The following is a 20,945-nucleotide window of genomic DNA, read 5'->3' on the forward strand; positions in this document are numbered from 1 at the left end:
GAGGTGACCCACGGCCGTGAGCCGGTCGTCGGGGGTCACCCGAAACCTCGCCGGAACTGGACGGTGGCCAGGTGCGCCCCCGCTGCCGACAGGAAGGAACACTGTGAATTCTCGTCATCTGCGGATTGTGGCTGCTGCTGCTGCGGCATTTGTCCTCGTGATTCGACCTGGTTCCGGTGCCGCGGTCTACTCGGTGAGCTGGGCTGTCTCGTAGGAGCGGGCGACGATCTCGCGCAGGGCGGCCTGGTCGGCCCGGTCGACGCGCTTGAGGTAGAGGCAGCCCTTGCCGTGGGTGTGCGGGCCGAGGCGGTCGAGCAGGTCGGCGTACTCCTCGAGGTAGCCGGTCAGGTAAAGCACCGTCTGCGCTTTGCGGGGTGCGAAGCCGACCGCCGCCACGTCGCCCTCGCGGCCGGACTCGTATTTGTAGTGGCGTGAGCCGAAGCCGATGATGGTGCCCGGCCACATCGCCGGTGGGGTGCCGGTCACCTCGGTCATCAGCGTGACCAGCAGGCGTGCGTCGTTGCGGCGCTGCTCGTCGGCGATCGTGGCGAGGTAGGTCTCGACGTCGGTCACCTGCACAGCGTCCCACGACCGAGGGTCGCTGCGGCAGCTGGTAACCCGGGCGCTCTACTCTCTGCGGCATGACCCGCATCCTGCTGATCTCCGGCAGCACCCGCGAGGATTCGCTGCACACGGCTGCTCTGCGCACCGCGGCCTTCCACGCGCCGGAGGAGATCAACGCCGGGCTCTTCGAGGGGCTGCGCCAAGTTCCCGCGTACGTTCCGGGGGAACCGGATCCGCACGACACCGTCGTGTTGCTGCGCCACCAGGTTCGGATCGCCGACGCCGTGCTGATCAGCACACCGGAGTACTCCGGGTCGATCCCGGGCGCGCTCAAGAACCTGCTCGACTGGCTGATCGACGACAACCTGCTGGCCGGCAAGCCGGTCGCCTGGCTGTCGGTGGCTCACGCCAACGAGGACGACGGGGCTCGGGCCACGCTGGAGACCGTTTTGGATCACGCCAGTGCCAAAGTTCTGCGGGCCGCCTGCATCCGGCTGCCGATCGACCCGGGGGCGGTGGACGATCAGGGTCTGGTCACTGACCCCCGGCTGCATCAGGCCTTGATGGATGCCCTCCAGGGACTGGCCCGCCTGCTCGCCCTGACCGAGGCGCCACCCCGGCCGGCCTGGCAGCACTACTCCAGCGTTTTCCCGGTCATCGAGCGCCGGGATGCTCCGGGTTGGCAGACAGGCTGAGCATCCTGCCCGGTCGGAAGGTTGCCTCCTGTGCGGTTTGCCCAGGACAATGGCCGCCGACGGGGGGAGGATGGCAACGATGCGATCTCTGGACGCCACCGACGCGCGCATTCTGCTGGCGCTGGACGCCGACCCCGACGCCACCGTGGTCGCGCTGGCCGAGCGCCTCGCGATGTCGCGCAACACCGTCCAGGCCCGGCTGCGCCGCATGCGGGAGTCCGGGGCGCTGGGGGCTTATTCGCGCCGTGTCGAGCCGGCCGCCCTGGGTTATCCGCTGATGGCCTTCATGACGCTGTCGCTGAGCCAGCGCGAGGGTGACCGGGCCGCGCAGCAGATCGTCCGGATCCCCGAGGTCGTCGAGATCCTGGCCACCACCGGCGACGGTGACCTGCTCGTGCGCATCGTCGCCCAGGACACGGGCGACCTCTACCGCATCACCAATCTGGTCGTCGCCGCGCCGGGAGTGGTCCGCACCTCGACCTCGATCGTGCTGCACGAGGTGGCTCCGCACAGCGTCGACGGGCTGTTGCGCCGGCACACCGCGATGTAGTCACTCTCTGTTATCAAGGCACGGAATTCGCTACCCTGCATTGTGTGTCGTCCGGCAATTGATCAGGCTTTTCTCTTGATCGTCGAGCTCGGCGCCGATTGCCCGGCGGCGGTTGTCGCCGGTCGATCGAAGAGGGCCTGGACCAGCAGTAATGCGCACGGTGTCTAGTACTCCTGGTCATGAACGGTTTGCTGGACCGAGGGACGAATCCATGCCGGTCGCTGCAACTTGCAGACCAAATCGGTCAGTCGGCCTGTTCCGGCGATGAATTGGCACATTCAATCGGGCGCTACGCATTGTCGTATCGAGGTCACTCTTCGTACTCTGATGGTCAACAATCATCGATCAAGGTGAGTGCGACAAGCGGGCCGACCTGGCGGCGGCCTGCGGGGGAGCCGAGCATGCTTATCAAAGTCATCGACCGGATCACCGACCAAGCCGTCCACGAGACAATGTGGACCATGTACCGGGATGCTTTCGAGGAGCTGAATCACCTGGCTGTACAGCGGCATCTGATGACCCGCGAGGAGTTCGACGCGGTGATCGCGGATCCGCGAGTCGACAAGTACCTGGCCCTCGATGACGACGGCACGATCTGCGGCGTGGCCACGTACACAAATGATCTCGACGCAGTACCCCTGATTGCACCGCAATACTTCGAGCGGCACTGGCCCGAGCAGTACCACGCTCGCAAGATCTGGTACATCGGCTTCGTCGCGGTCAGCCCGCACGCGCAGGGCCGGGAGGCGTTCGCCCAGCTCGTGGAGCAGATGTACATGGTCGCCTCGGCCCAGAACGGCCTGGTCTGCCTGGACATCTGCAACCACAACGACGAGGTGCGGCGGATGTCGCGGGTCTTCCGGATGATGGTGAGCCGGCTCAGCGACAACATGAAGTTCACCCGCATCGACCAGCAGTCGTACTGGCTCTACGAATTCCCCTCGGCGGCGTAAGGCGGCAGCACATAGCGCGGCAGGCCGTCCCGAAAGGTGACGGTCTGCCGCGGAGCTGGGGGAAACCTTCAGTTCATAGGCAACTCCTCTGCTGTTCGGTCGGTGTTCTCTGCTTCCCGCGCGGTGGGGGAACCGGCGTGGGAAAACTCAGTAGGGATATCCGCTGCGGGCACCCACCGGATCGGCGTGCAGGGCCCGCAGCATTGAGCTATCGGGGACGACGTTCACCCGGCCCTCGGTGCCGCGACCGATCGCCGCGTAGACCTCGGGGCGGGCGGCCCGCATGATGATCGCCCAGACGAAGCCGACCAGGGCAATGGCCAGATACAGCGCCGGAATGAGCCACTGGAACGGTGAATCACCGTCGACCTGGAGCAGTTCACCGAATCCGATACAGGTGGCGGCCAGGACGATGGTCAGCAGCAGGAACGCGGTCGCCGGGGCGATGTACGCCTTCCAGATGCTTTCCCGGCGCCGGTTCCTCATGAAGAACGCCAGGACCGCGGCCGACGCCGCCCACATGAGAATCAGGACTCCGAGACCGCCGATCGTGGTGAGCCACGCGAAGACGAAGACCAGCGGATCCGAGCCGACCAGCGCGTAGAGGCTGAGCACGATGATCGCCAGCACGCTCTGGGTGATCGAGCCGAGGAGCGGAGCACCCGTACGGGGGTGGGTGCGCCCCCACGCGGCCGGCAGCACGCCCTCGCGCCCCAGGGCGAACTGGTAGCGCGACACCGCCGCGTGGAACGCCAGCAGCGCGGCGAAGACGCTGGTCAGGAACAGGACGTAGCCCAGGTCGACCATGAAGCCGGGCAGGTGCGGCCCGACCAGCGTGAAGACCAGGTCGGTCTCGTGCTGGGCGGCCTTCGCGGCGATCTGATCCGGCCCGGTGTTGACCGACATTGCCCATGCCGACAGCGAGCACAGCACGCCGGCCAGGATCACCGCGATGTGGGTGGCCCGGGCGATCGTCCGCTTGGGGTCCTTGGCCTCCTCGGAGAGCACGACCGTGGCCTCGAAGCCGACGAAGCCCGCAATCGCCAGCACCAGCAGGACGCCGACCACCGGGGTGGCCAGGGGTGCCGGGGAGAACTGGGAGAACGTGATGTGGCCGTCGGCCGGGTTGCTGACCATCACGAGGTCGTAGATGAGCACGACCGCGATCTCGAGCACCAGCAGGACCGCCAGCACCTTGCCGCTCAGGTCGACCCAGAGCAGGCCGAGCACCGCGACGGCGAACCAGGCCGCTATCGCGCAGGCGTACCAGGGAACGGCGAAGCCGAAGGCGCCGAGGATGCCACTGGCCACCGAGCCGAACAAGCCGAACAGGCCTATCTGCATGAGTGAGTAGGCGGGCAGGGCGACGAACGCCGCCCCCACGCCGACGATCCGGCCCAGGCCATGACTGATGTAGGAGTAGAAGGCCCCGGTGTTGACGATGTGCCGGCTCATGGCGACGAAGCCGACCGTGAACAGCGAGAGCAGCCCGGCCGTGACCAGATAGGCGATCGGCACCGCGGTGCTGCCGATGATGGCGTAGATCGTCGTGATCGAACCGATGATCACGGTGAGCGGAGCCGCGCCCGCCACGCCGAAGAACACCACCGAAGGAACACCCAGCCGGTTCTTGGCCAGCGCTTTCGAGACGATGTCCGGCTCTGCGGGTTCGATACGTGACACGAGCATCCTTCCAGCCCAATGATCAGAGTTGTCGCGCCCGAGGTGATGGCGCCCGGTGCCGCTCACCTGCGGCCGACAGTCACAACCGAACCCACGGAGGCCTCGGTGTATTCGACGAGCTCCCGGAGGTCGGACGGGAGCGACCCGACGGCGCTGGGCAGCGACTGGAACGCGTGCCGGTGTGCCTCGAAGTCGTAGAGGACGTGGCGGGTCAGGCCGGTGGAGGCCACCAGCCCGATCAGCAGCCGGTCGCTGATGCTCATGCCGATGCCGCGGACGAGCATGTTGGCCAGCCGGGCCGGCGCCCAGGCGGCGGCGTTGCGCTGAGCCGCGCTGTTGGGCATGTAGAGGGTCTCGGTGGAGGAGAACATGCGCCGCCGGGTGACCGGCTCGACCGCACCGAGGCGGGAGAGCCTCTCGCCGACCCGGATCGCCGCGTCCTGCGAGAGGAAGGCGAGCCAGATCCGGACGTCCCGGTGCTGCGGTTGCGCGATGAGCAGGTCGAGGATGTCGTGCGCCAGCGCATCGGTGGGAGGATGCCGGTCGAGCAGGATCAGGTCTCCGTCGGAGATCCCGATCCGTCCTTCCAGGATCAGCTCGCCGAGCAGTGCGGCGGCCAGGCCCAGGCCGGTCGCACGTGGATGGAGACGGGACCGGCCGGTGCGGTCCTCGTGTGCGATCAGGAAATACTGGTCAGCCAACACGCCGCCACGCCCCTTAGACAACGTCTTGTTCTCGGTCGGATCTCCAGTGACCACCATGGCCGCGATGATCACTGTGGGTAGAAAACGTTGTGACTCGATGTCCGCGCATCATGTACCCGGCCGAAGGGCCAATACAAGAAGGCTAGTACTTTTTGTTTGGTGCGCCGTGTTTGGATCATGGAGGCGTGACCCGTACTATCAGTCTCATCAGGACCGAGGGAGTCCAGGTGTCCGTTGATGAGGGGCCAACCCTGCGCCGTCGCCGTCTGGGCGCGGAACTCAAGCGGTGTCGTGAGGCCGCGGGGCTGACGCAAGAGAACGTCTCGAGACACTTCGAGTGGCACGCCGCGAAGGTCACGCGCATCGAGACCGCGCGAGTGGCCGTGACGCCACGCGACGTCAAGGATCTGCTGACGCTCTACGGCGTCGGTGATCAGGACTATCGGGAAGCGCTGGTCGAGCTGGCCCGGCTGTCCCGCGAGCGCACGTGGTGGACGGATTACCGGGACATCATGCGTCCCGGCAACTTCGTCGGCCTGGAGGCGGCGGCGGCCGCCATGCGGGCCTGGGAGCCGATCCTCGTGCCCGGGTTGTTGCAGACCGAGGCCTACATGCGCGCGTTGATCCGCACCGGCCGGTCGAACGAGTCGTCGCAGCAGGTCGACCGTCGCGTGAACCTCCGGATGACCCGGCAGAGCCGGCTGCGCGCCGAGCGCCCGCTCGAACTGACGGCCATCATCGACGAATCGGTGGTGCGCCGGGTGGTGGGCGGTGACGACGTGATGAACGAACAGTTGCGGCACGTCATCGAAGTCGCACAATTACCGAATGTGCTGGTGCAGATTCTGCCGTTCGGTGCTGGTGAACACACGTTCCTGGGCGGTTCAGCTGCGCTTTTGGAGTTCCGCGAGACCACCCATTTGGATGTTGTCTATCTTGAAGGTCTTGCGGGAGACTACTACGAAGAGCAACCCTCTGAGGTTGTCCGTTACCGGCAGGAGTTCGAGCGCTTGAGCGCTCGGGCGCTGGATGCTCGAATGACCATCAAGATGATCGAGAGCCTGCTCGTCGCGTAGTGCCCTCGTGAATCCGAAAGACAATCGCATAACGAAGGGAGGTGCTTGAGTTGCTCACGCACCAGCCAGATGCTGCAGTTCTCACCGCTGCGGTCTGGAAGAAGGCCAGCCGCAGCAACGGCAATGGCGGGAACAACTGTGTCGAGGTCGCGTTCCTCGACCAGGGGGTCGCTGTCCGGGACAGCAAGGACCGCTCCGGTCCTGCGCTGATGTTCACGACGGCGGAGTGGTCCGCCTTTGTGGACTCGGCCAAGGATGGCGAGTTCGACCTCCATTCCTGACGTCAGACATTACCTATAGGCACGCACCGATGGGAAGTGCCTACACAAAGTCAACTTCTCCGGTGCGTGTCTGGTGGGTGCCGCGGCACTACTCACCAGGAGTCGCGGCACCCTCACTCTGAATAGCCATTCCGCGCCATTTCGCCGGGCGCGGAATTTTTCGTGCCCTCACCCATTCCGGTGAATGTTCCGGCCGCCAACTAATCTGTCACGGCCCACCCTCGCGGGAAAGCGGAAATGCCGCACAGCCTGAGCTGTGCGGCATTTGCTGCAGGGGAGCACCGGTCAGACGCGGCCGAAGTCCTGGGTCCAGTAGGGAGCGCCCGACTTGGTGACGGCGATGCCGACGCCGATCGCGTTGTTGGCGCAGTTCAGGATGTTCTTGCGGTGGCCGGTGCTGTTCATCCAGCCGGTGACGACCTGCTGCGGGGTGCGGTATCCCCAGGCGATGTTCTCGGCGGCGGCGTCCTTCTTCGGGTAGCCGGCGCGGACCTCGCGGGTGACGAAGGTGCTGCCGTCGGAGCCGGTGTGGTCGAAGAAGTTGTTCTTCACCATGTCGTTGCTGTGGGCGCGGGCCGCCTCGACCAGGCGGGTGTCGATCCGCGCGGCCTTGCAGCCGCGGGCGGTGCGCTCGGCGTTGGTCAGCTTGACGACCTCGGTCTCGTACGCGGCCTGGTCGATGACCGCGGCGGTCTTCTTCGGGGCACCGGCGGTGGCGGCCGCGAACGCGGGGGCGCCGACCATCGTCGGGACGGCGATCAGAGCGGCGATGACGACGGCACGGCGGACGAAACGCTTCAAGGTGGGCCCTTTCGGTCGGTGTCTGTCGCTGGTCCTGATCGGGCCGGGCCGGCCGGGATGAAGAAAGGGAACCGGGAAGCAACGCGGGGCAACGCAGCCGCTCCCGTACGGGAAACGCGAAACGGGGCCGGGCGCAAGAGCGCCGGCCCCGTCCCGATCGGAGCTAGACCGTCAGGGTCCAGGTGTTGATGTAGCCGGTGTCGCGGGCGTACGTGTCCTGCACCCGCAGCTGCCAGGTGCCGTTCGCGGCCTCGCTCGACAGGTTCTTGCTGTACGTCGTGTTGACGTTGTCGGCGCTGTCCGAGGTCGAGCTCGGCTTGAGGCTGTAGACCGTGCCGTCCGGTGCCACCAGGTCGACCCTCAGGTCACCGCGGAAGGTGTGCGGGATGTTCACGGCAACGGTCGAGGTGGAGGAGGCGGCCCGGGCGCAGCCGCTGATCGTGATGCTGCTGGTCACCGCGGCGCCCGCGTCCGGGATGGTGACGTCGGTGCCGTTGGTGCCGGCGCAACCGGTGGGGTTGGGCGGCGGGGTGGTGGTGGGCGGCGGCGTGGTGCCCCCACCCGTACAGGTCGGGTCGGCCGACTGGGCGGGCACGCTGACCGCGTCCCAGGCCGCCTTGACCGTGTTGAACTCGGCGCAGCCGGTCGGGAAGAGGTTCTTGGCCGCGGCCAGCGTCCAGGTGCGGTACTTCAGGTACGACGAGCTGGACGTCTTGGTCAGCATCGCGTTGTACATGATCTTCATGGCGTTCTGGATGCCCAGGCCGGTCACCGTGCTGCCGTTGCAGGTCGTGCTGGACGGCTGGCCGGAGCCGCCGCCGCTCGAGCCCTGGGCGAGCAGGTAGAACCAGTGGTTGCCGGGACCGGCGGCCGCGTGCACCTCGTCGTTCGGCGTGCTGCTGGAGTAGCAGTTGTCGTCGCCGGCCAGCGACGGGTTGTACATGTACCGGATCGGGCCGCTGCCGACCAGGTTGACCTCCTCGCCGACCTGGTAGTCGGGGGCGTCGTTGGGGTTGTTGATGAACCACTCGGTGGCCGCGCCGATGGTGTCGGCGACGAACTCCTGGGTGCCGGCCTTGGAGATGCCGCCGGGGGTGGTGTCGTCGATGCCGTGGCCGAGTTCGTGACCGACCACGTCGGCCGAGGAGATCCACTGACCGGCGGTGTTCTTGCCGATCTGGATCTGGGTGCCGTCGTAGTAGGCGTTCTGCTGGTTGAGCCCGACCCGGATCGGCCAGGCGCCACCGCTGCCGTTCTGGCCGTTGCGGCCCAGCCACGACGAGAGCATCGCGTACTGCTTCTGGGCCACGTAGAAGGCGTCGACGCAGCCGGTCTCCTTGCTGGTGCCGGTGCCGTTGCCCCACACGTTGTCGGGGCCGCTGAACGTCGTGTTGTTCGCGGCGTCCTGGCACCGGATCGTGGTGTGGCTCGGATCCTGCAGCAGGTAGCTCGAGCCCGACTGGGTGGTGTCGATCGAGACCGAGCCGTTGATCCAGCCGGTGCCCGTGCCGGCCGCCTCGGTGACGTGCTCGGTGGTGCGCAGGACCTTGCCGGTGGCCGCGTCGACGTCGACAGTCAGCCGGCTGTCGCCCCGGGCGCCGGTGCCGGCGACGGTGGTCTCCCAGGCCAGGGCGGCGGGTGCGCCTTCCTCGGCGACCACCACGAGGTTCGTACCCTCGACGGTCTTGACGCTCTCGAGCTGCTGCCGGGCGATCGCCGCGGCGGCGGTGCCGGTTACCTTGGCCGCCGTCGAGAGCTCACCGATCGGGCTGCTCTGCGCGACCGAGGTGTATTTGGCCTGGCCGGCCGAGTCGGTCACCACGACGAAGTCGCCGCCGCGGACCGGGAGGCCGTTGTACGTACGTTCGTAGGCCACGTAGTTGAGACCGGAGGACTGGATGACCTTCTTCCGCAGGAAGGTCTCGGAGGAGCTGGCGTGCAGGATCGAGGGACGGCTGGCGACCAGGGCATCCGCCTTGTCGGCGGCGAGCTTGGCGGAGGCTGCGGGGTCCTGCGGCGCCGCTGTGGCGGGCCCGGTCACCGCGATCATGGCGCCGGCGGCCGCGGTTCCGGCCGCGAGCGCGATGATCAAGGGGGTTCGACGTTTCACGCGCTACTCCTCAGTCACTTCGGACGACTTGAGGAGAACCTAGGCATCGATGGGCGTCACCGAATCAGGGAAAACCCTTGCGCTGTGACGCGTGGCCATCGCTCTTGGTGATCTGAAGAATTCGTAAAGTGACACTGCTTCCACTGGCCGGGCGGTTTCCGGTGGGGCATCATGACCGGACAGCGTCCCTTCAGGAGTGTGTGATGACCTCACAACTCGAGCTCGCCGCCCGCGCGGCGTTCGCCCAGGTCCTGACCGCCTGGCGCACACGTCGCGGGCTGTCCAAGAAGCAGCTCGCCGCGTCGATGGGCTACCACCCGTCCTACATCAGCCACGTGGAGAGCCTGCGCCACCACCCGACCTTCGAGTTCGCCGGCCGCGCCGAGGCGGTCCTGGCGAGCGGAGGCGAGATCATCTCGCGGTACGAGGAGTGCCGGCAGGCCGCCGGCGAGCCCGCACCCGTCCAGCTCACGCGCAGCGACTACGAGCCCAGCCCGATGCTGCCCGCCACGCTCGTCATCGAGGAGGAGAACGCCACCCTGTCCTACGTCGACGGGTGGTATCTCGCCAAGGTCGAGCGCGTCGTGCGCAACGTGGGGGACCGGCCCGTCACGTGCTATCCCGTGCGCGTCGACGTCGACCGCTTCCCCGACCAGCCCGGCGTGTCCCGCCGGCTTTATCAGGAGAGCCCGCTGCAGCTCTCCGACCTCGACTTCGAGGCGTCGGTGGCTTCCGTGGGCGACGATCGCTCCGAGCCGATGGAGGTGCGGGTGACGCGCTCCTCCGACGCCTACCTCAAGATGGTCCTGGTGTTCGGCAACGCGCGGGCGAGGTTCCCGCTCTATCCGGGCGAGTGCACGCGGGTGACGTATTCCTATCGCGTGCCGGCCAGCCTCTGGGGTCAGTGGTTCCAGCGCGACATTCGTTTCCCGACCAGGGCGCTGACGATGTCGTTGCGGCTGCCGGCCTCGCTGGGCGCCGAGGTGAGTGCCGAGAGCCTCTCGTACGCGGGGATCAAGGGTTTCTCGCCGACCGAGTCACCGGGGGAGAACGACACCGTCGTCTACACGCTCCGGTTGCGCGAGCTGCTGCTGACCAGCCAGATCCGGATCCGCTGGCGGTTCGCCGAGCGCGCCCCGACCGGCTGGAGCCATCTCGCTGCCTAGGCCGGCGCGGAGCCGCGGACGGCCCAGGCGGCGGCCGTCAGGGCGATGGTGCCGTCAGCCGAGGTGGGCACGGTCGAGCGCAGCCGTTCGCGGATCGCGATCCGGTCGGTGCTGGGGAGCGTCGCCAGATAGGCGGGCGCCGCTCCCTGACCGCCGAGAAAGGGCCGCCACAGGTCGTCGAAGTCCGTGAAGATCGTGGGGATCTCGATCGACCGGGTGGTGACGCCGGTCAGGCCGGCCTCGCGCCACGCGGTGTGCAGGGCGGGCTCGTGGCAGATCGGGAAACGCGGGCTCTCGTCGTGGCCGGCGGCGGCCGGGACGACCTCGGTGGCGGCGTCCCAGAAGTAGCGCATCATGCGCATTCCGGTGGTGTAGTCCCAGATGTACGAGGCCACGAGCGCACCGGGGGCGGCGACCCGGGCGAACTCGGCGATCGCGTCGGCCGGGCGGGGCACGAAGTTGAGGGCCAGACCGCTGACCACGGCGTCGAAGCTCGCGTCGCGCAGCGGGAGAGCCGCCGCGTCGCCGACCGCCCGGCCGGCCTGCTCAGGGGCCTGCCGGAGGAAGCCTGGCGACCGGTCGACACCGATCACCGACTCCGGGGCGGCGGCCGTGAAGATCGCCTCGGTCAGGGCGCCCGTGCCGCAGCCGGCGTCGAGCCATCGTCCGCCGGGCGGCGCGCTCAGCCAGCGGACGAACTCGGCGGCCACCTTGCGGCTCCACCGGCCGACGTACGCCTCGTAGGCGTCCCCGACTTCCCAGACATCCGTGCTCATGGCCCGACTCTGCCGCACCGCGCCCCCGAAATCGACCGCCCCCGAAATCGACCGCCCGCGAAATCGACCGCCCCCGAATCGACCGCCCCCGAAATCGACCGCCCGCGAAATCGACCGCCGGCGAGCTCAGACCTGGCGGTCGCGGCCCGCCAGGTAGCCGGCGATGATCTGCGGGACCATCAGCAGGATCATCAGCATCAGCGGGGCCCGCCAGCCGTCGGTGGCGTCGTGCAGGGCGCCGACCAGGAACGGGCCCGGGATGGCGAAGATGTAGCCGACACTCTGGGCGAAGGCCGACAGGCGGACGACCGTGCCGGGGTTGCGGCCGCGCAGCGCGATCATCGTCAGCACCAGCGGGAACGCGGTGTTCACGATGCCCAGGAAGATCGCCCACAACCAGGGTGCGGCGGCCGGGTCGTACCAGAGTCCGCCGTAGCCGGCGAAGCCGAAGACACCCAGGCCGACCGCGATCCAGCTCTGCGAGCGCACCTTGCCGGCGAAGGCCGACAGCGCGAAGCCCAGCGGCACACCCAGGAACGACGTGACCGCGAAGAGGAGGCCGGCCTCCTCGGCCGAGATGCCGGCGTCGCGGTAGATCTGCGGCAGCCAGCCGATGATCACGTACGCCGAGGTGGACTGCATGCCGAAGTAGACCGCAAGCGCCCAGGCGACCGGGTTCCGGCCCACCCGTACGAGATCCTCGCTCCTGACCTCGGCCGGCCGGGCGAACGGCTCGCGGGCCAGCGGGAGCCAGGACGGCACGGCCAGGACGGCGATCACCGCCCAGCAGGCCAGACCCAGGCGCCAGTCGCCGCCGAAGGCTTGCGTGGTGAGCGGGACGGTGGTGGCCGCGGCGGTGGTGGCGCCCACGTTGAGCGCGACGGTGTAGAGGCCGGTGGTCGAACCCACCTGGTCACCGAAGCGGTCCTTGACGAACGACGGCAGCAGCACGTTGACCACCGCGATGCCGGCCAGCGCGACCAGGCTGAGCAGCAGGAACAGGGCCGTGCCGGGAGCGAACGGCCGCACCGCGAGCCCGGCCGCCAGCACGACCAGGCCGACCAGGATCACCCGCGACGACCCGAAGCGCCGGGCCAGGCGGGGCGCCGTCAGGCCGACGGCGGCGAAGCAGACCACCGGTACGGAGGTCAGCAACCCGGCCATGGTCGAGCTCATGCCGAGGCCGTCGCGGAGCTCGTCGAGCACCGGGCCGACGCTGGTCACGGCCAGCCGCAGATTTACCGCGGCCAGCAGCAGCGCCACCAGCGCGACGGCGCGGCTGCTTTTCTTGGTCAGGTCTTGCGAGGCAGTCACCACTTACACATCATCGACTGCCCGAAAATTCAGGTCACGCCTGGTCCTGCTCCTGTTCCACCTGCTGGTTCCACTCGCGCTTGGAGGTCTGCCAGCCGTCCTCATTCATGCCGTTGCGCCAGTAACCCGAGATCGACAGCTGGTCCATCGGGATGGCCCGCTCGACCTTCAGGTAACGGCGCAGATCCTTGACGAAATTCGCCTCGCCGTGCACGAACGCCTGCACCCGGCCGGTGGGGAACTCGTAACCGCGTACGGCCTCGATCAGCGCCTGGCCGACCGGGCGCCCGTCGCGGTGCAGCCAGGTGATCTCGGCGTCGCCCGGGCACTCGAGCTTCTGCTCCTCGGCCGCGCTCTCGACCTCGATGAACGCGCGGACCGGGGCGTCGACCGGCATGCCCTCGAGCGCGGCGGCGATGGCGGGCAGGGCGCTCTCGTCACCGGCGAGCAGATGCCACGCGGCCTCGGTGCTGGGTGCGTAACCGCCGCCGGGTCCCATGAACCGGAACGGGTCACCCGGCTTGGCCCCGACCGCCCACGGGCCGGCGATGCCCTCGTCGCCGTGCACCACGAAGTCGACCCACATCTCGGGCACCTCAGGGAGCCACTTGCGGATCGTGTACGTCCGGACCGCGGGCCAATCCGCCCGGGGCAACGTCTCGCGGATCTGACCCATGTCGAACGGCTCGGGGTAGGTGACCCCGGGCAGCGGGAACAAGGCCTTCACGTAATGGTCGGTGCAGGAGCCCGCCTCGATGCTCTTGAGCGCCTCGCCGCCGAGGACCACCCGGACCATGTGCGGGGTGAGCTGCTCCACGCGGGTGACGACGGCCTCGGTCGCCGCTCGTACCGGCCTGTTCGCCATGCTGAACCTCTTCCTTGTGCGGCAGGTGCCGGATGGTAAGGCTACCCTCACTTGACCAGTCGCACGGTCCCTGCTCCGCCGGACGCGAAAAGGGCGGCCCAGCGGGCCGCCCTTTCCTTGTCGACTGCTTACTCCCAGGTGCTGCTCGGGAGGCTTACTCCCAGGTGCTGCCCGGGAGGCGCCGGCGCCGGGTCAGCGCCATGATGATCAGGCCGATCATCAGCAGGACGGCCGCGCCGCCGACCACCGCGACCGTGTTGTTGCCGGTCTTGGCGAGGAGGCCGCCGTCGTCCTTCTTGGCGCTCTCCGCCTGCACCTGGGCGACCTGGTCGGCCACCGGGGCCTTGTTGCCCGAGTTGAACTGACCGTCGTCGTAGGTGTAGTCGGTGCCGCCGGCCGCGGGGGCGGCGCTGGTCTTGGTCGGCTTGGGCTTGGGCGCCTTGGTCGTGGCCGGGGCCTCGACCTCGTCGCCGGTGCCCGACTCGGTGTCGTCGCTCGTGTTGTCACCGGTGTTGCCGCCGTTGTTGCTGCCCGTGTTCGGCTTGCCGGTGGCGGGCGGCTGGGTCGCCGGCTTGTTGGGCTTGGCCGGCTTGGTCGGGTCGGGGGTGAAGTCGTCCTTCACCGTCGGCGCGGTCGTCGGGTTGTTGACCGGAGGCTTGGCCGGCTTCGTCGGGGTGACGGTGCTGTTGGGGTTGCCCGGCGTGACACCACCGTTGTCGCCGCCAGTGTTCCCGCCGTTGTCGCCGCCGGTGTTGCCACCATTGTCGCCGCCGTTGTCGCCGCCGCCAGTGTTCCCGCCGCCGCCAGTGTTGCCACCGTTGTTGCCGCCACCGCCGGTGTTGCCACCGTTGTCGCCACCGCCGGTGTTGCCGCCGTTGTCGCCACCGCCGGTGTTGCCACCGTTGTCGCCGCCAGTGTTGCCGCCACCGCCGTTGTCGCCGCCACCGCCGTTGTCGTCGCCGCCGCCGTTGTCGCCGCCGCCGGCGTTGCGGACGGTGATGCGGACCGAGTCGATCGCGGGAGTCTGGTTGGCGCGCACCATCATCGGGACGCGGTGGGAGCCGTCACCGGCCCACGAGGCGCACTGCGCGGTTCCCTCGGTCGGCACACCCGGGACCTGGATGACCACCTCGTCGGGGGTGCTGCCGCCCTTGCTGTCCTCGGTGGCGACGAAGAACGCGGGCACCGGTTCGGGCGCGGGCGCCTCGTTCGTGTTCTCCAGCATGCGGCACGCCGTGTGGAAGTGGCCGCGGACCAGACCGTCCCGCAGGACCGAGCTCTCCACGTAGTAGCCGCCCTTACCGGCCGCGAGGAAGCGGTCCCGGATCAGGTTGCGGGTGCTGATCTTCAAGGTGAACGGGGTGTTGGGCGCCACCGCGCTGGGCGACTCGGTGATCAGCAGCGTCGGGTTGTCCTTGGCCTCGCCGACCTCACCGAACTCGGTGGAGACACAGCGGCTGCCCAGCTGGAACCCGTCGTGCGGGGTCAGATTGCTGTCGACGCACGTGTCGGTCAGGATCACCTGGCCGTTCACGACCTTGCCGGCGCCACTGCCCTCGGGCTGGTCGTTCTCGGCGGCGCCCGACAGCGAGGCGAAGCCGACGGCCGCACCCAGGGCGGCGATCACGGCTCCGGCCGCGAACAACCGTCGGTTGCGTCCCGACGGCGTGGCGGCCGCGCGGCGGTAAGCAGACCTACGCATGCGTGATACCTCTTCTTCGAAGAATCCACCCGGCCCACATTCCGACCGGCTCCCAGACGGTATGAGCCGGACCGCTGGAATGCAATTCCGCCAGCGAACTTGATGAATTCTTAGCCCGAACTTAAAGAAGAAATATGGCGACGGCCTCGAACCGTCGACATCATCCGAACGGCTGATGTCCGAGGTTCAACCAAGATCACAAAAACTTCGCTGAGCTGGCACTTCTCTCCGAGCGGCTCCGGTCACGCTCCGGGGTCACTCGGAGACGCGTCTCCACCGAGAAATGTAAAGCAAGTTCCGCCGGATGCACCTGGGAGCATCCTGGGAAAACTGTTCCAGCAGCTTATCGTCACCTTTCCCCGGTTGCATTCGCCCGGTCGGTGGGCTGTGGACCCAGCTGGCCGGCGACATGATCACCTCAGCCGTCGACGGCGGCACACCGGTCCGTTGGGTCACCGCGGACGGGGCCTACGGCAACAACACCGTGCTGCGCGCTCAATTGCGGCGGCTGGGGTGGGGTTATGTGCCGGCGATTCCCGTGATCACTCGGTGCCGATCGACGGCGGTAAGACCCGCCGCCGGGCCGACCAGCTCACCGCCGGTCTGCCCGCCTGGGCGTGGACACGGCGTAGCGCCGGTTCCGGGTCGAAAGGGCCACGGTTCTACGACTGGGCGTGGCTCGCCGACGGCGACCCGGACAACAGCGGCCGGCCCAGCAACCAAACGAACCCCACTACGGCAGCCGCGTCGGCCTCGAACTCCAGCCATGATCACGAATGGCGGCTGCCATCAGGCGGTGAAGGGCGAGCAACGCATGGGGACACTCGGCGTTCGCAGCCGGGCTCCCTGCTCGATCAGGTCACCGAGCCGGGCATCGGCCGCACTCAGCTCATCGATCTTCGCGCGGATCCGGGCGCGCTCGGCGGCCAGCTGCGCGAGCATCGCGGGCGTGCTCATGCCGTCGTCCAGGAACGGCAGGAAACCCTTGATCGTCTTGCTGCCGAGGCCGGCGGCGAAGAGCAGCTGGATGAACCTCACCGAGTCCACCGCGTTCACCGGGTAGCGCCGATGACCGCCCGAGCTGCGTTCCGGTACGAGGAGCTCCTGTTCCTCGTAGTAACGCAGGGCCCGCACGCTCACTCCGGATCCTTGGGCCAGCTCCCCGATGCGCAAAAGATCCCCCAAATGTCTGACTTGAATCTCACGTCAGCGTGACGTTTTAGCCTAACCCCATGAAGATCAACGAAGCCACCGCGCTGGTCACCGGCGCCAACCGCGGCATCGGCCGCGCGTTGGCCAAGTCTCTGCTGGAGCGCGGAGCGAAGGTCTACGCGACCGCGCGACGTCCGGAAACCCTCGATCTGCCCGGTGCCCACCTCCTGGCCCTCGACATCACCGATCCGGAAGCCGTCGCCGACGCCTCCCGATCAGCGGGCGACGTCGACCTGCTGGTGAACAACGCCGGTGCGGGTTTCGGCGGCACCCTGCTGGGCGATCCGGACAGCCTGCGCGCGGAGATGGAGGTCAACTTCTGGGGCACCCTGTCGATGATCCGCGGTTTTGCCCCGGTCCTGGCCGCCAACGGTGGCGGCGCCGTCGTGAACATCGCGTCCGCCGCCTCCTGGTTCCCGCTGCCCGGCGCGACCGGCTACGCGGCGAGCAAGGCCGCGCAATGGAGCATGAGCAACGGCCTCCGGCATGAACTCGCCGGGCAGGGCACCCTGGTCACGTCGGTGCATCTCGGTTTGGCCGATACAGACCTGACCAAGGGCCTGGACCTGCCGAAGGTCGACCCCGCCGTCGTGGCGCGGGCAACCCTGGACGGCGTCGAGGCCGGACGGTACGAGGTTGTCGTCGACGACATCGCGGCCCTCTTCAAGTCGTCGGCCACCGCCGACCCCGAGGACTTCTACACGCGGCTCGCGCAGCTGATCTCACCTGGCGTGTCTGGGCCCTAGGCGTTACGTGACAGACGGTCATCCCCGGCTTCATGCGAGTCGACGGTGACAGCGATGGCCGGCTCGGCACCATCTGACGACTTTGCCGGGCCTTGCGCCGGCGGGCGGGTCGTGCGTTGTGCGCCAGGGAGATCAGGGCCAGAGGCCGCGGGCTTGGTAGACGTCTCGGAGGACGGTCAGGCGGTCGGTCATGATGCCGTCGACGCCCAGGTCGAGCAGGCGGTTCATCTCGGTGGGGTCGTCGATCGTCCAGACGTGGACCTGGAGACCCAGGCGGTGGCAGAGGGTCAGGAAACGCCGGTCGACCACCGGCAGCCGGCCCAGGCGGGGCGGGACCTGGACGGCGGCGACCGACGGGGGCAGGCGCAACGGGATGCCGGCCACGGAGGCCAGGCGCAGGCGAGCCACCGATCGGGAGCCGAGCGAGGTGGCCACCGATGGTCCGGCCAGTGACCGGGCCTGGGCCAGGCGGCGGTCGCTGAAGGAGGCCAGCAGCACACGCTCGGCGGCCTCGGAGCGCAGGATCGTGCCGACGGCCGGGGCGACGCCGGAGTCGGCCTTGATGTCGATGTTGAAGCGGATGCCGGGCCACGCGGCCAGCACGTCGTCGAGGCGGGGGACCAGGGCGGCGCCGGCTATCCGTACGGCTTGGAGGTCGGCCCACGTCAGCGAGGAGATGCGGCCGGCCTGCCCGGTGACGCGGTCGAGGGTGGCGTCGTGGAAGACGACCGCCACGCCGTCGGCGGTGGCGTGCACGTCGGTTTCGACGTAGCGGTAGCCGAGCTCGACGGCGCGCTCGAAGGCCTCGACCGTGTTCTCGTCGCCGTCGGCCGCGCCGCCGCGGTGGGCGAACGCCAGCGGGGTCGGGGCGTCGAGGAAGGGCACCAGCCGATCGTAGGGCCCCGCCGATCACCGCGGCGCGCCGCCGGGAAACCGGTGGCAAACCGGTGGAAAAGGCGATACGAAGAAGGTGATCAATGCAGCGGCCTTTGTTGCACTGAGGTAAAAGTCCGGTGTTGACATTGACCGGCGCCACCGTGGCTGATGATTCTTTCCTCAACGGTCCGGAAGGTGGAGCCCGCTGGAAACCATCGAGTACGACGTGGTGATCGTCGGTGGCGGCACGGCCGGATCGGTCGTCGCGTCCCGGCTGTCGGCCGACCCCGAGCTGCGGGTCGCCCTGATCGAGGGCGGTCCCTCCGACGTGGGTGACCAGGCGATCCTGCAATTGCGCAACTGGCTCAACCTGCTCGAGGGCGACTACGACTACGACTATCCGATCACCCCCCAGCCGCGCGGCAACTCGCATCTGCGGCATGCGCGGGCCCGGGTGCTGGGCGGCTGTTCGTCGCACAACACCATGATCAGCTTTCTGCCGCCGCCCGACGATTTCGCGGACTGGGTGAAAGCGGGGGCGACCGGCTGGTCGTACGAGGAAATGGTGCCCTTGTGGAAGCGGCTGGCGATCAGCATCACGCCGGTGGCCGAGCGTGACCGCAACCCGTTGGCCGAGGATTTCGTGACGGCCTGCCACACCGCGCTGGGCGTCCCGGTCCACCAGGACTTCAACGCCGCGCCGTTCGCCGACGGCACCGGCTTCTTCCCGGTCGGCTACCACCCGGAGACCGGCATCCGCTCCTCCGCCTCGGTCGCCTATCTGCACCCGCACCTCGACCGGCCCAACCTGACGATCCTGACCGAGCACTGGGCGTCCCATTTAGATCCCGACCGGGGGTCACGGTCCGCTCCCGCTCCGGGGTCAAGATCGTGAAGGCCCGGCACGAGTACGTGCTGTGCGCGGGCGCCATCGACACTCCGCGACTGCTGTTGCTCTCCGGCATCGGGCCGGCGGCCGACCTGGCCGCGCTCGGCATCGAGACGCGGATCGACGTGCCAGGTGTGGGCGAGAACCTGCTCGACCACCCCGAGTCGCTGATCCTCTGGGAGGCGAGCCGGCCGATCCCGCCGATGTCCGCCATGGACTCCGACGCCGGGCTCTTCGTGCGCCGCGAGCCGGGCGCCGCGCGTCCCGACCTGATGTTCCACCTCTATCAGATCCCGTTCACGTTCAACACCGAGCGGCTCGGCTACGACGTGCCCGAGCACGGCTTCGGGATGACCCCCAACGTGCCGCGCCCGCGCAGCACCGGCCGGCTCACCCTGGCCGATGCCCGCCCGGAGACCAAGCCGCTGCTCGACTTCCGCTACTTCACCGACCCGGACGGATACGACGAGCGGACCATCGTGGACGGTCTGCGCCTGGCCCGCGAGGTGGCCGCGACCGAGCCGTTCGCGTCGTGGATCGCGCGCGAGATCGCGCCCGGTCCCGCCCTGCGTTCCGATGAGGACCTTTCCGCGTACGGCCGAGCCGCCCACCACACCGTCTACCACCCCGCCGGCACGTGCCGGATGGGTTCCGCCACCGATGAACTGGCCGTGGTCGATCCCGAGCTGCGGCTGCGCGGGGCGCCCAACGTCCGGATCGCCGACGCCTCGATCTTCCCGCTGATGCCGTCGGTGAACCCGATGGTGACCGTGCTGATGATCGGCGAACGGGCGGCCGACCTGATCAGCGCCGACCTGACCGGCCGCCGCGAACAGACTGCCCAGCAAAGCCAACAGACCGCCCGGCAGAGCGAGCAGACCGCCCGGCAGAGCGAGCAGACCGCCCGGAAACGCGGACAGGGGAGCCGGGAATGACGCCGATGATCGAGATCGCCGCTCTGTGGAAGGTGTTCGGACCCCGGGCCGACCGCGTCGTCGGCACACCGCTGGCCGATCTGCCCCGGGCCGAGCTGCGGGCCCGCACGGGCTGTCTGGCCGCTGTCCGCGACGTCAGCTTCGACGTGCGCCCGGGTGAGGTCTTCGTGGTGATGGGCCTGTCCGGCAGCGGCAAGTCGACGCTGGTCCGCTGTCTGACCCGGCTGATCGAGCCGACCAGCGGCGACATCAGCATCGGCGGCGAGAGCGTGCGCGCGATGAACCCGAAGCGGCTGCGCGAGCTGCGCCGGCGCCAGGTCGCGATGGTGTTCCAGCACTTCGGGTTGCTGCCGCACCGGTCGGTGCTGGACAACGTGGCGTACGGCTTGGAGATCCAGGGCCGGTCGCGGGCCGAGCGGCACCGCCGCGCGGCCGAGACCCTGGCGCTGGTCGGCCTCCAGGAGCACGAGCACCAGTACCCGGATCAGCTCTCCGGCGGCATGCAGCAGCGGGTCGGCCTGGCCCGGGCGCTGGCCACCGACCCCGAGGTCCTGCTGTTCGACGAGCCGTTCAGCGCGCTCGACCCGCTGATCCGGCGTGACATGCAGGACGAGGTGCGGCGCCTGCACGCCGAGGTCGGCAAGACGCTGGTCTTCATCACTCACGACCTGGCCGAGGCGCTGACCCTGGGCGACCGGATAGCCGTGCTCCGCGACGGCGAGCTGGTGCAGGTGGGCACGCCGGAGGATCTGGTCGGCGCGCCGGCCGACTCCTATGTGGCCGACTTCGTGCGTGATGTGCCCCGCTCGGACGTGCTGACGCTGCGCTGGATCATGCGCGACCCGGCCCCGGGCGAGCTGTGCGAGGACGAACCCCTGAGCCACCGTACGGTCATCCGCGACGCCGTCCATCGGGTGCTGCGCGCCGAGCGCCCGATCGCGGTGGTCGACGGCACCGAGAGGCTCGGTGTGATCGACGCCGACCAGCTGCTGCCCGCGCTGATCAGCCACCACCGCCAGGTGCCGGTATGAGAAGCGGGGGATCCGG

At 68.6% G+C, this 20,945-nt stretch carries 21 protein-coding genes and 1 pseudogene; 11 read left to right on the forward strand and 11 right to left on the reverse strand.

Annotated features, from left to right (window positions below; all coding sequences use genetic code 11):
• Positions 1-186: 186 nt before the first annotated feature.
• On the reverse strand, positions 187-573 hold the full coding sequence (locus NAG42_RS23080; RefSeq protein ID WP_250032956.1) for a DUF1801 domain-containing protein: 387 nt from the start codon (positions 571-573) through the stop codon (positions 187-189).
• A 68-nt stretch (positions 574-641) separates the two neighbouring features.
• On the opposite strand from NAG42_RS23080, the gene NAG42_RS23085 reads away from it, so the two are divergent.
• From NAG42_RS23085 to NAG42_RS23095, 3 genes are all read left to right on the forward strand, one after another.
• A complete protein-coding gene (locus NAG42_RS23085; RefSeq protein WP_250032958.1) occupies positions 642-1,259 on the forward strand; it encodes an NADPH-dependent FMN reductase in 618 nt (205 codons plus the stop codon).
• Between the two features lie 79 nt (positions 1,260-1,338).
• Entirely contained in the window at positions 1,339-1,809 is a 471-nt protein-coding gene (locus NAG42_RS23090) for an Lrp/AsnC family transcriptional regulator (RefSeq protein ID WP_250032959.1), read from the forward strand.
• Between the two features lie 401 nt (positions 1,810-2,210).
• Complete coding sequence (locus NAG42_RS23095; protein ID WP_250032961.1) at positions 2,211-2,762, forward strand: GNAT family N-acetyltransferase; 552 nt, start codon at positions 2,211-2,213, stop codon at positions 2,760-2,762.
• A gap of 147 nt (positions 2,763-2,909) precedes the next feature.
• Here NAG42_RS23095 and NAG42_RS23100 read toward each other — a convergent pair whose 3' ends face one another.
• Both NAG42_RS23100 and NAG42_RS23105 read right to left on the reverse strand, forming a co-directional pair.
• The gene (locus NAG42_RS23100) at positions 2,910-4,451 is read right to left on the reverse strand and encodes an APC family permease (protein ID WP_250032963.1); all 1,542 of its coding nucleotides are present in this window, start codon (positions 4,449-4,451) and stop codon (positions 2,910-2,912) included.
• Positions 4,452-4,507: 56 nt separating this feature from the next.
• Positions 4,508-5,206, reverse strand: a complete 699-nt coding sequence (locus NAG42_RS23105) for a GOLPH3/VPS74 family protein (RefSeq protein ID WP_250032964.1) — start codon at positions 5,204-5,206, stop codon at positions 4,508-4,510.
• Positions 5,207-5,376: 170 nt separating this feature from the next.
• Between NAG42_RS23105 and NAG42_RS23110 the strand changes: the two genes are divergently transcribed.
• Positions 5,377-6,225 (forward strand): helix-turn-helix domain-containing protein, encoded by an 849-nt coding sequence (locus NAG42_RS23110; protein WP_250032966.1) that lies wholly within the window; start codon positions 5,377-5,379, stop codon positions 6,223-6,225.
• A gap of 41 nt (positions 6,226-6,266) precedes the next feature.
• Positions 6,267-6,506 (forward strand): DUF397 domain-containing protein, encoded by a 240-nt coding sequence (locus tag NAG42_RS23115; RefSeq protein WP_250032968.1) that lies wholly within the window; start codon positions 6,267-6,269, stop codon positions 6,504-6,506.
• Positions 6,507-6,791: 285 nt separating this feature from the next.
• Here the strand turns inward: NAG42_RS23115 and NAG42_RS23120 are convergent, their stop codons facing one another.
• Positions 6,792-7,307 (reverse strand): CAP domain-containing protein, encoded by a 516-nt coding sequence (locus NAG42_RS23120; protein WP_250032969.1) that lies wholly within the window; start codon positions 7,305-7,307, stop codon positions 6,792-6,794.
• A gap of 163 nt (positions 7,308-7,470) precedes the next feature.
• Positions 7,471-9,357 carry a M4 family metallopeptidase gene (locus NAG42_RS23125; protein WP_250033478.1) on the reverse strand — a complete coding sequence of 629 codons (1,887 nt, stop codon included), beginning with the start codon at positions 9,355-9,357 and terminating at the stop codon, positions 7,471-7,473.
• A 263-nt stretch (positions 9,358-9,620) separates the two neighbouring features.
• On the opposite strand from NAG42_RS23125, the gene NAG42_RS23130 reads away from it, so the two are divergent.
• Positions 9,621-10,583: a helix-turn-helix domain-containing protein gene (locus NAG42_RS23130; protein WP_250032971.1), complete on the forward strand. Its 963-nt coding sequence runs from the start codon at positions 9,621-9,623 to the stop codon at positions 10,581-10,583.
• On the opposite strand, the gene NAG42_RS23135 is transcribed toward NAG42_RS23130, so the two are convergent.
• From NAG42_RS23135 to NAG42_RS45015, 4 genes are all read right to left on the reverse strand, one after another.
• Entirely contained in the window at positions 10,580-11,359 is a 780-nt protein-coding gene (locus NAG42_RS23135) for a class I SAM-dependent methyltransferase (protein ID WP_250032972.1), read from the reverse strand. The genes NAG42_RS23130 and NAG42_RS23135 overlap by 4 nt on opposite strands.
• Positions 11,360-11,485: 126 nt before the next feature.
• Positions 11,486-12,676 carry a CynX/NimT family MFS transporter gene (locus NAG42_RS23140; protein ID WP_250032974.1) on the reverse strand — a complete coding sequence of 397 codons (1,191 nt, stop codon included), beginning with the start codon at positions 12,674-12,676 and terminating at the stop codon, positions 11,486-11,488.
• A gap of 31 nt (positions 12,677-12,707) precedes the next feature.
• A complete protein-coding gene (locus NAG42_RS23145) occupies positions 12,708-13,538 on the reverse strand; it encodes a siderophore-interacting protein (protein WP_250032976.1) in 831 nt (276 codons plus the stop codon).
• Between the two features lie 154 nt (positions 13,539-13,692).
• Complete coding sequence (locus tag NAG42_RS45015; RefSeq protein ID WP_308201176.1) at positions 13,693-15,240, reverse strand: hypothetical protein; 1,548 nt, start codon at positions 15,238-15,240, stop codon at positions 13,693-13,695.
• Between the two features lie 409 nt (positions 15,241-15,649).
• On the opposite strand from NAG42_RS45015, the pseudogene NAG42_RS45365 reads away from it, so the two are divergent.
• Positions 15,650-15,793: pseudogene (locus tag NAG42_RS45365) on the forward strand (transposase); the annotation flags it as partial.
• A gap of 236 nt (positions 15,794-16,029) precedes the next feature.
• Here NAG42_RS45365 and NAG42_RS23155 read toward each other — a convergent pair.
• Positions 16,030-16,413, reverse strand: coding sequence for a MerR family transcriptional regulator (locus NAG42_RS23155; RefSeq protein WP_250033479.1), 384 nt, complete (start codon positions 16,411-16,413; stop codon positions 16,030-16,032).
• A gap of 59 nt (positions 16,414-16,472) precedes the next feature.
• On the opposite strand from NAG42_RS23155, the gene NAG42_RS23160 reads away from it, so the two are divergent.
• Positions 16,473-17,198, forward strand: coding sequence for an SDR family oxidoreductase (locus NAG42_RS23160; protein WP_250032978.1), 726 nt, complete (start codon positions 16,473-16,475; stop codon positions 17,196-17,198).
• 132 nt (positions 17,199-17,330) lie between these two features.
• Here NAG42_RS23160 and NAG42_RS23165 read toward each other — a convergent pair whose 3' ends face one another.
• Positions 17,331-18,086 (reverse strand): glycerophosphodiester phosphodiesterase family protein, encoded by a 756-nt coding sequence (locus NAG42_RS23165; RefSeq protein WP_250033480.1) that lies wholly within the window; start codon positions 18,084-18,086, stop codon positions 17,331-17,333.
• A 214-nt stretch (positions 18,087-18,300) separates the two neighbouring features.
• On the opposite strand from NAG42_RS23165, the gene NAG42_RS23170 reads away from it, so the two are divergent.
• Genes NAG42_RS23170 through NAG42_RS23180 form a run of 3 tightly spaced genes read left to right on the forward strand, consistent with a single transcriptional unit; the run spans position 18,301 to position 20,929 of the window.
• Positions 18,301-18,969 (forward strand): GMC family oxidoreductase N-terminal domain-containing protein, encoded by a 669-nt coding sequence (locus NAG42_RS23170; RefSeq protein WP_308201177.1) that lies wholly within the window; start codon positions 18,301-18,303, stop codon positions 18,967-18,969.
• The gene (locus NAG42_RS44295; protein ID WP_308201178.1) at positions 18,966-19,898 is read left to right on the forward strand and encodes a GMC family oxidoreductase; all 933 of its coding nucleotides are present in this window, start codon (positions 18,966-18,968) and stop codon (positions 19,896-19,898) included. The genes NAG42_RS23170 and NAG42_RS44295 overlap by 4 nt, the downstream gene beginning before the upstream one ends.
• Positions 19,895-20,929: a quaternary amine ABC transporter ATP-binding protein gene (locus tag NAG42_RS23180; protein WP_250032980.1), complete on the forward strand. Its 1,035-nt coding sequence runs from the start codon at positions 19,895-19,897 to the stop codon at positions 20,927-20,929. The genes NAG42_RS44295 and NAG42_RS23180 overlap by 4 nt, the downstream gene beginning before the upstream one ends.
• The last annotated feature ends 16 nt before the right edge of the window (positions 20,930-20,945 follow it).

This window comes from Paractinoplanes maris (genome assembly GCF_023544465.1).
Lineage (GTDB): Bacteria > Actinomycetota > Actinomycetes > Mycobacteriales > Micromonosporaceae > Actinoplanes > Actinoplanes maris.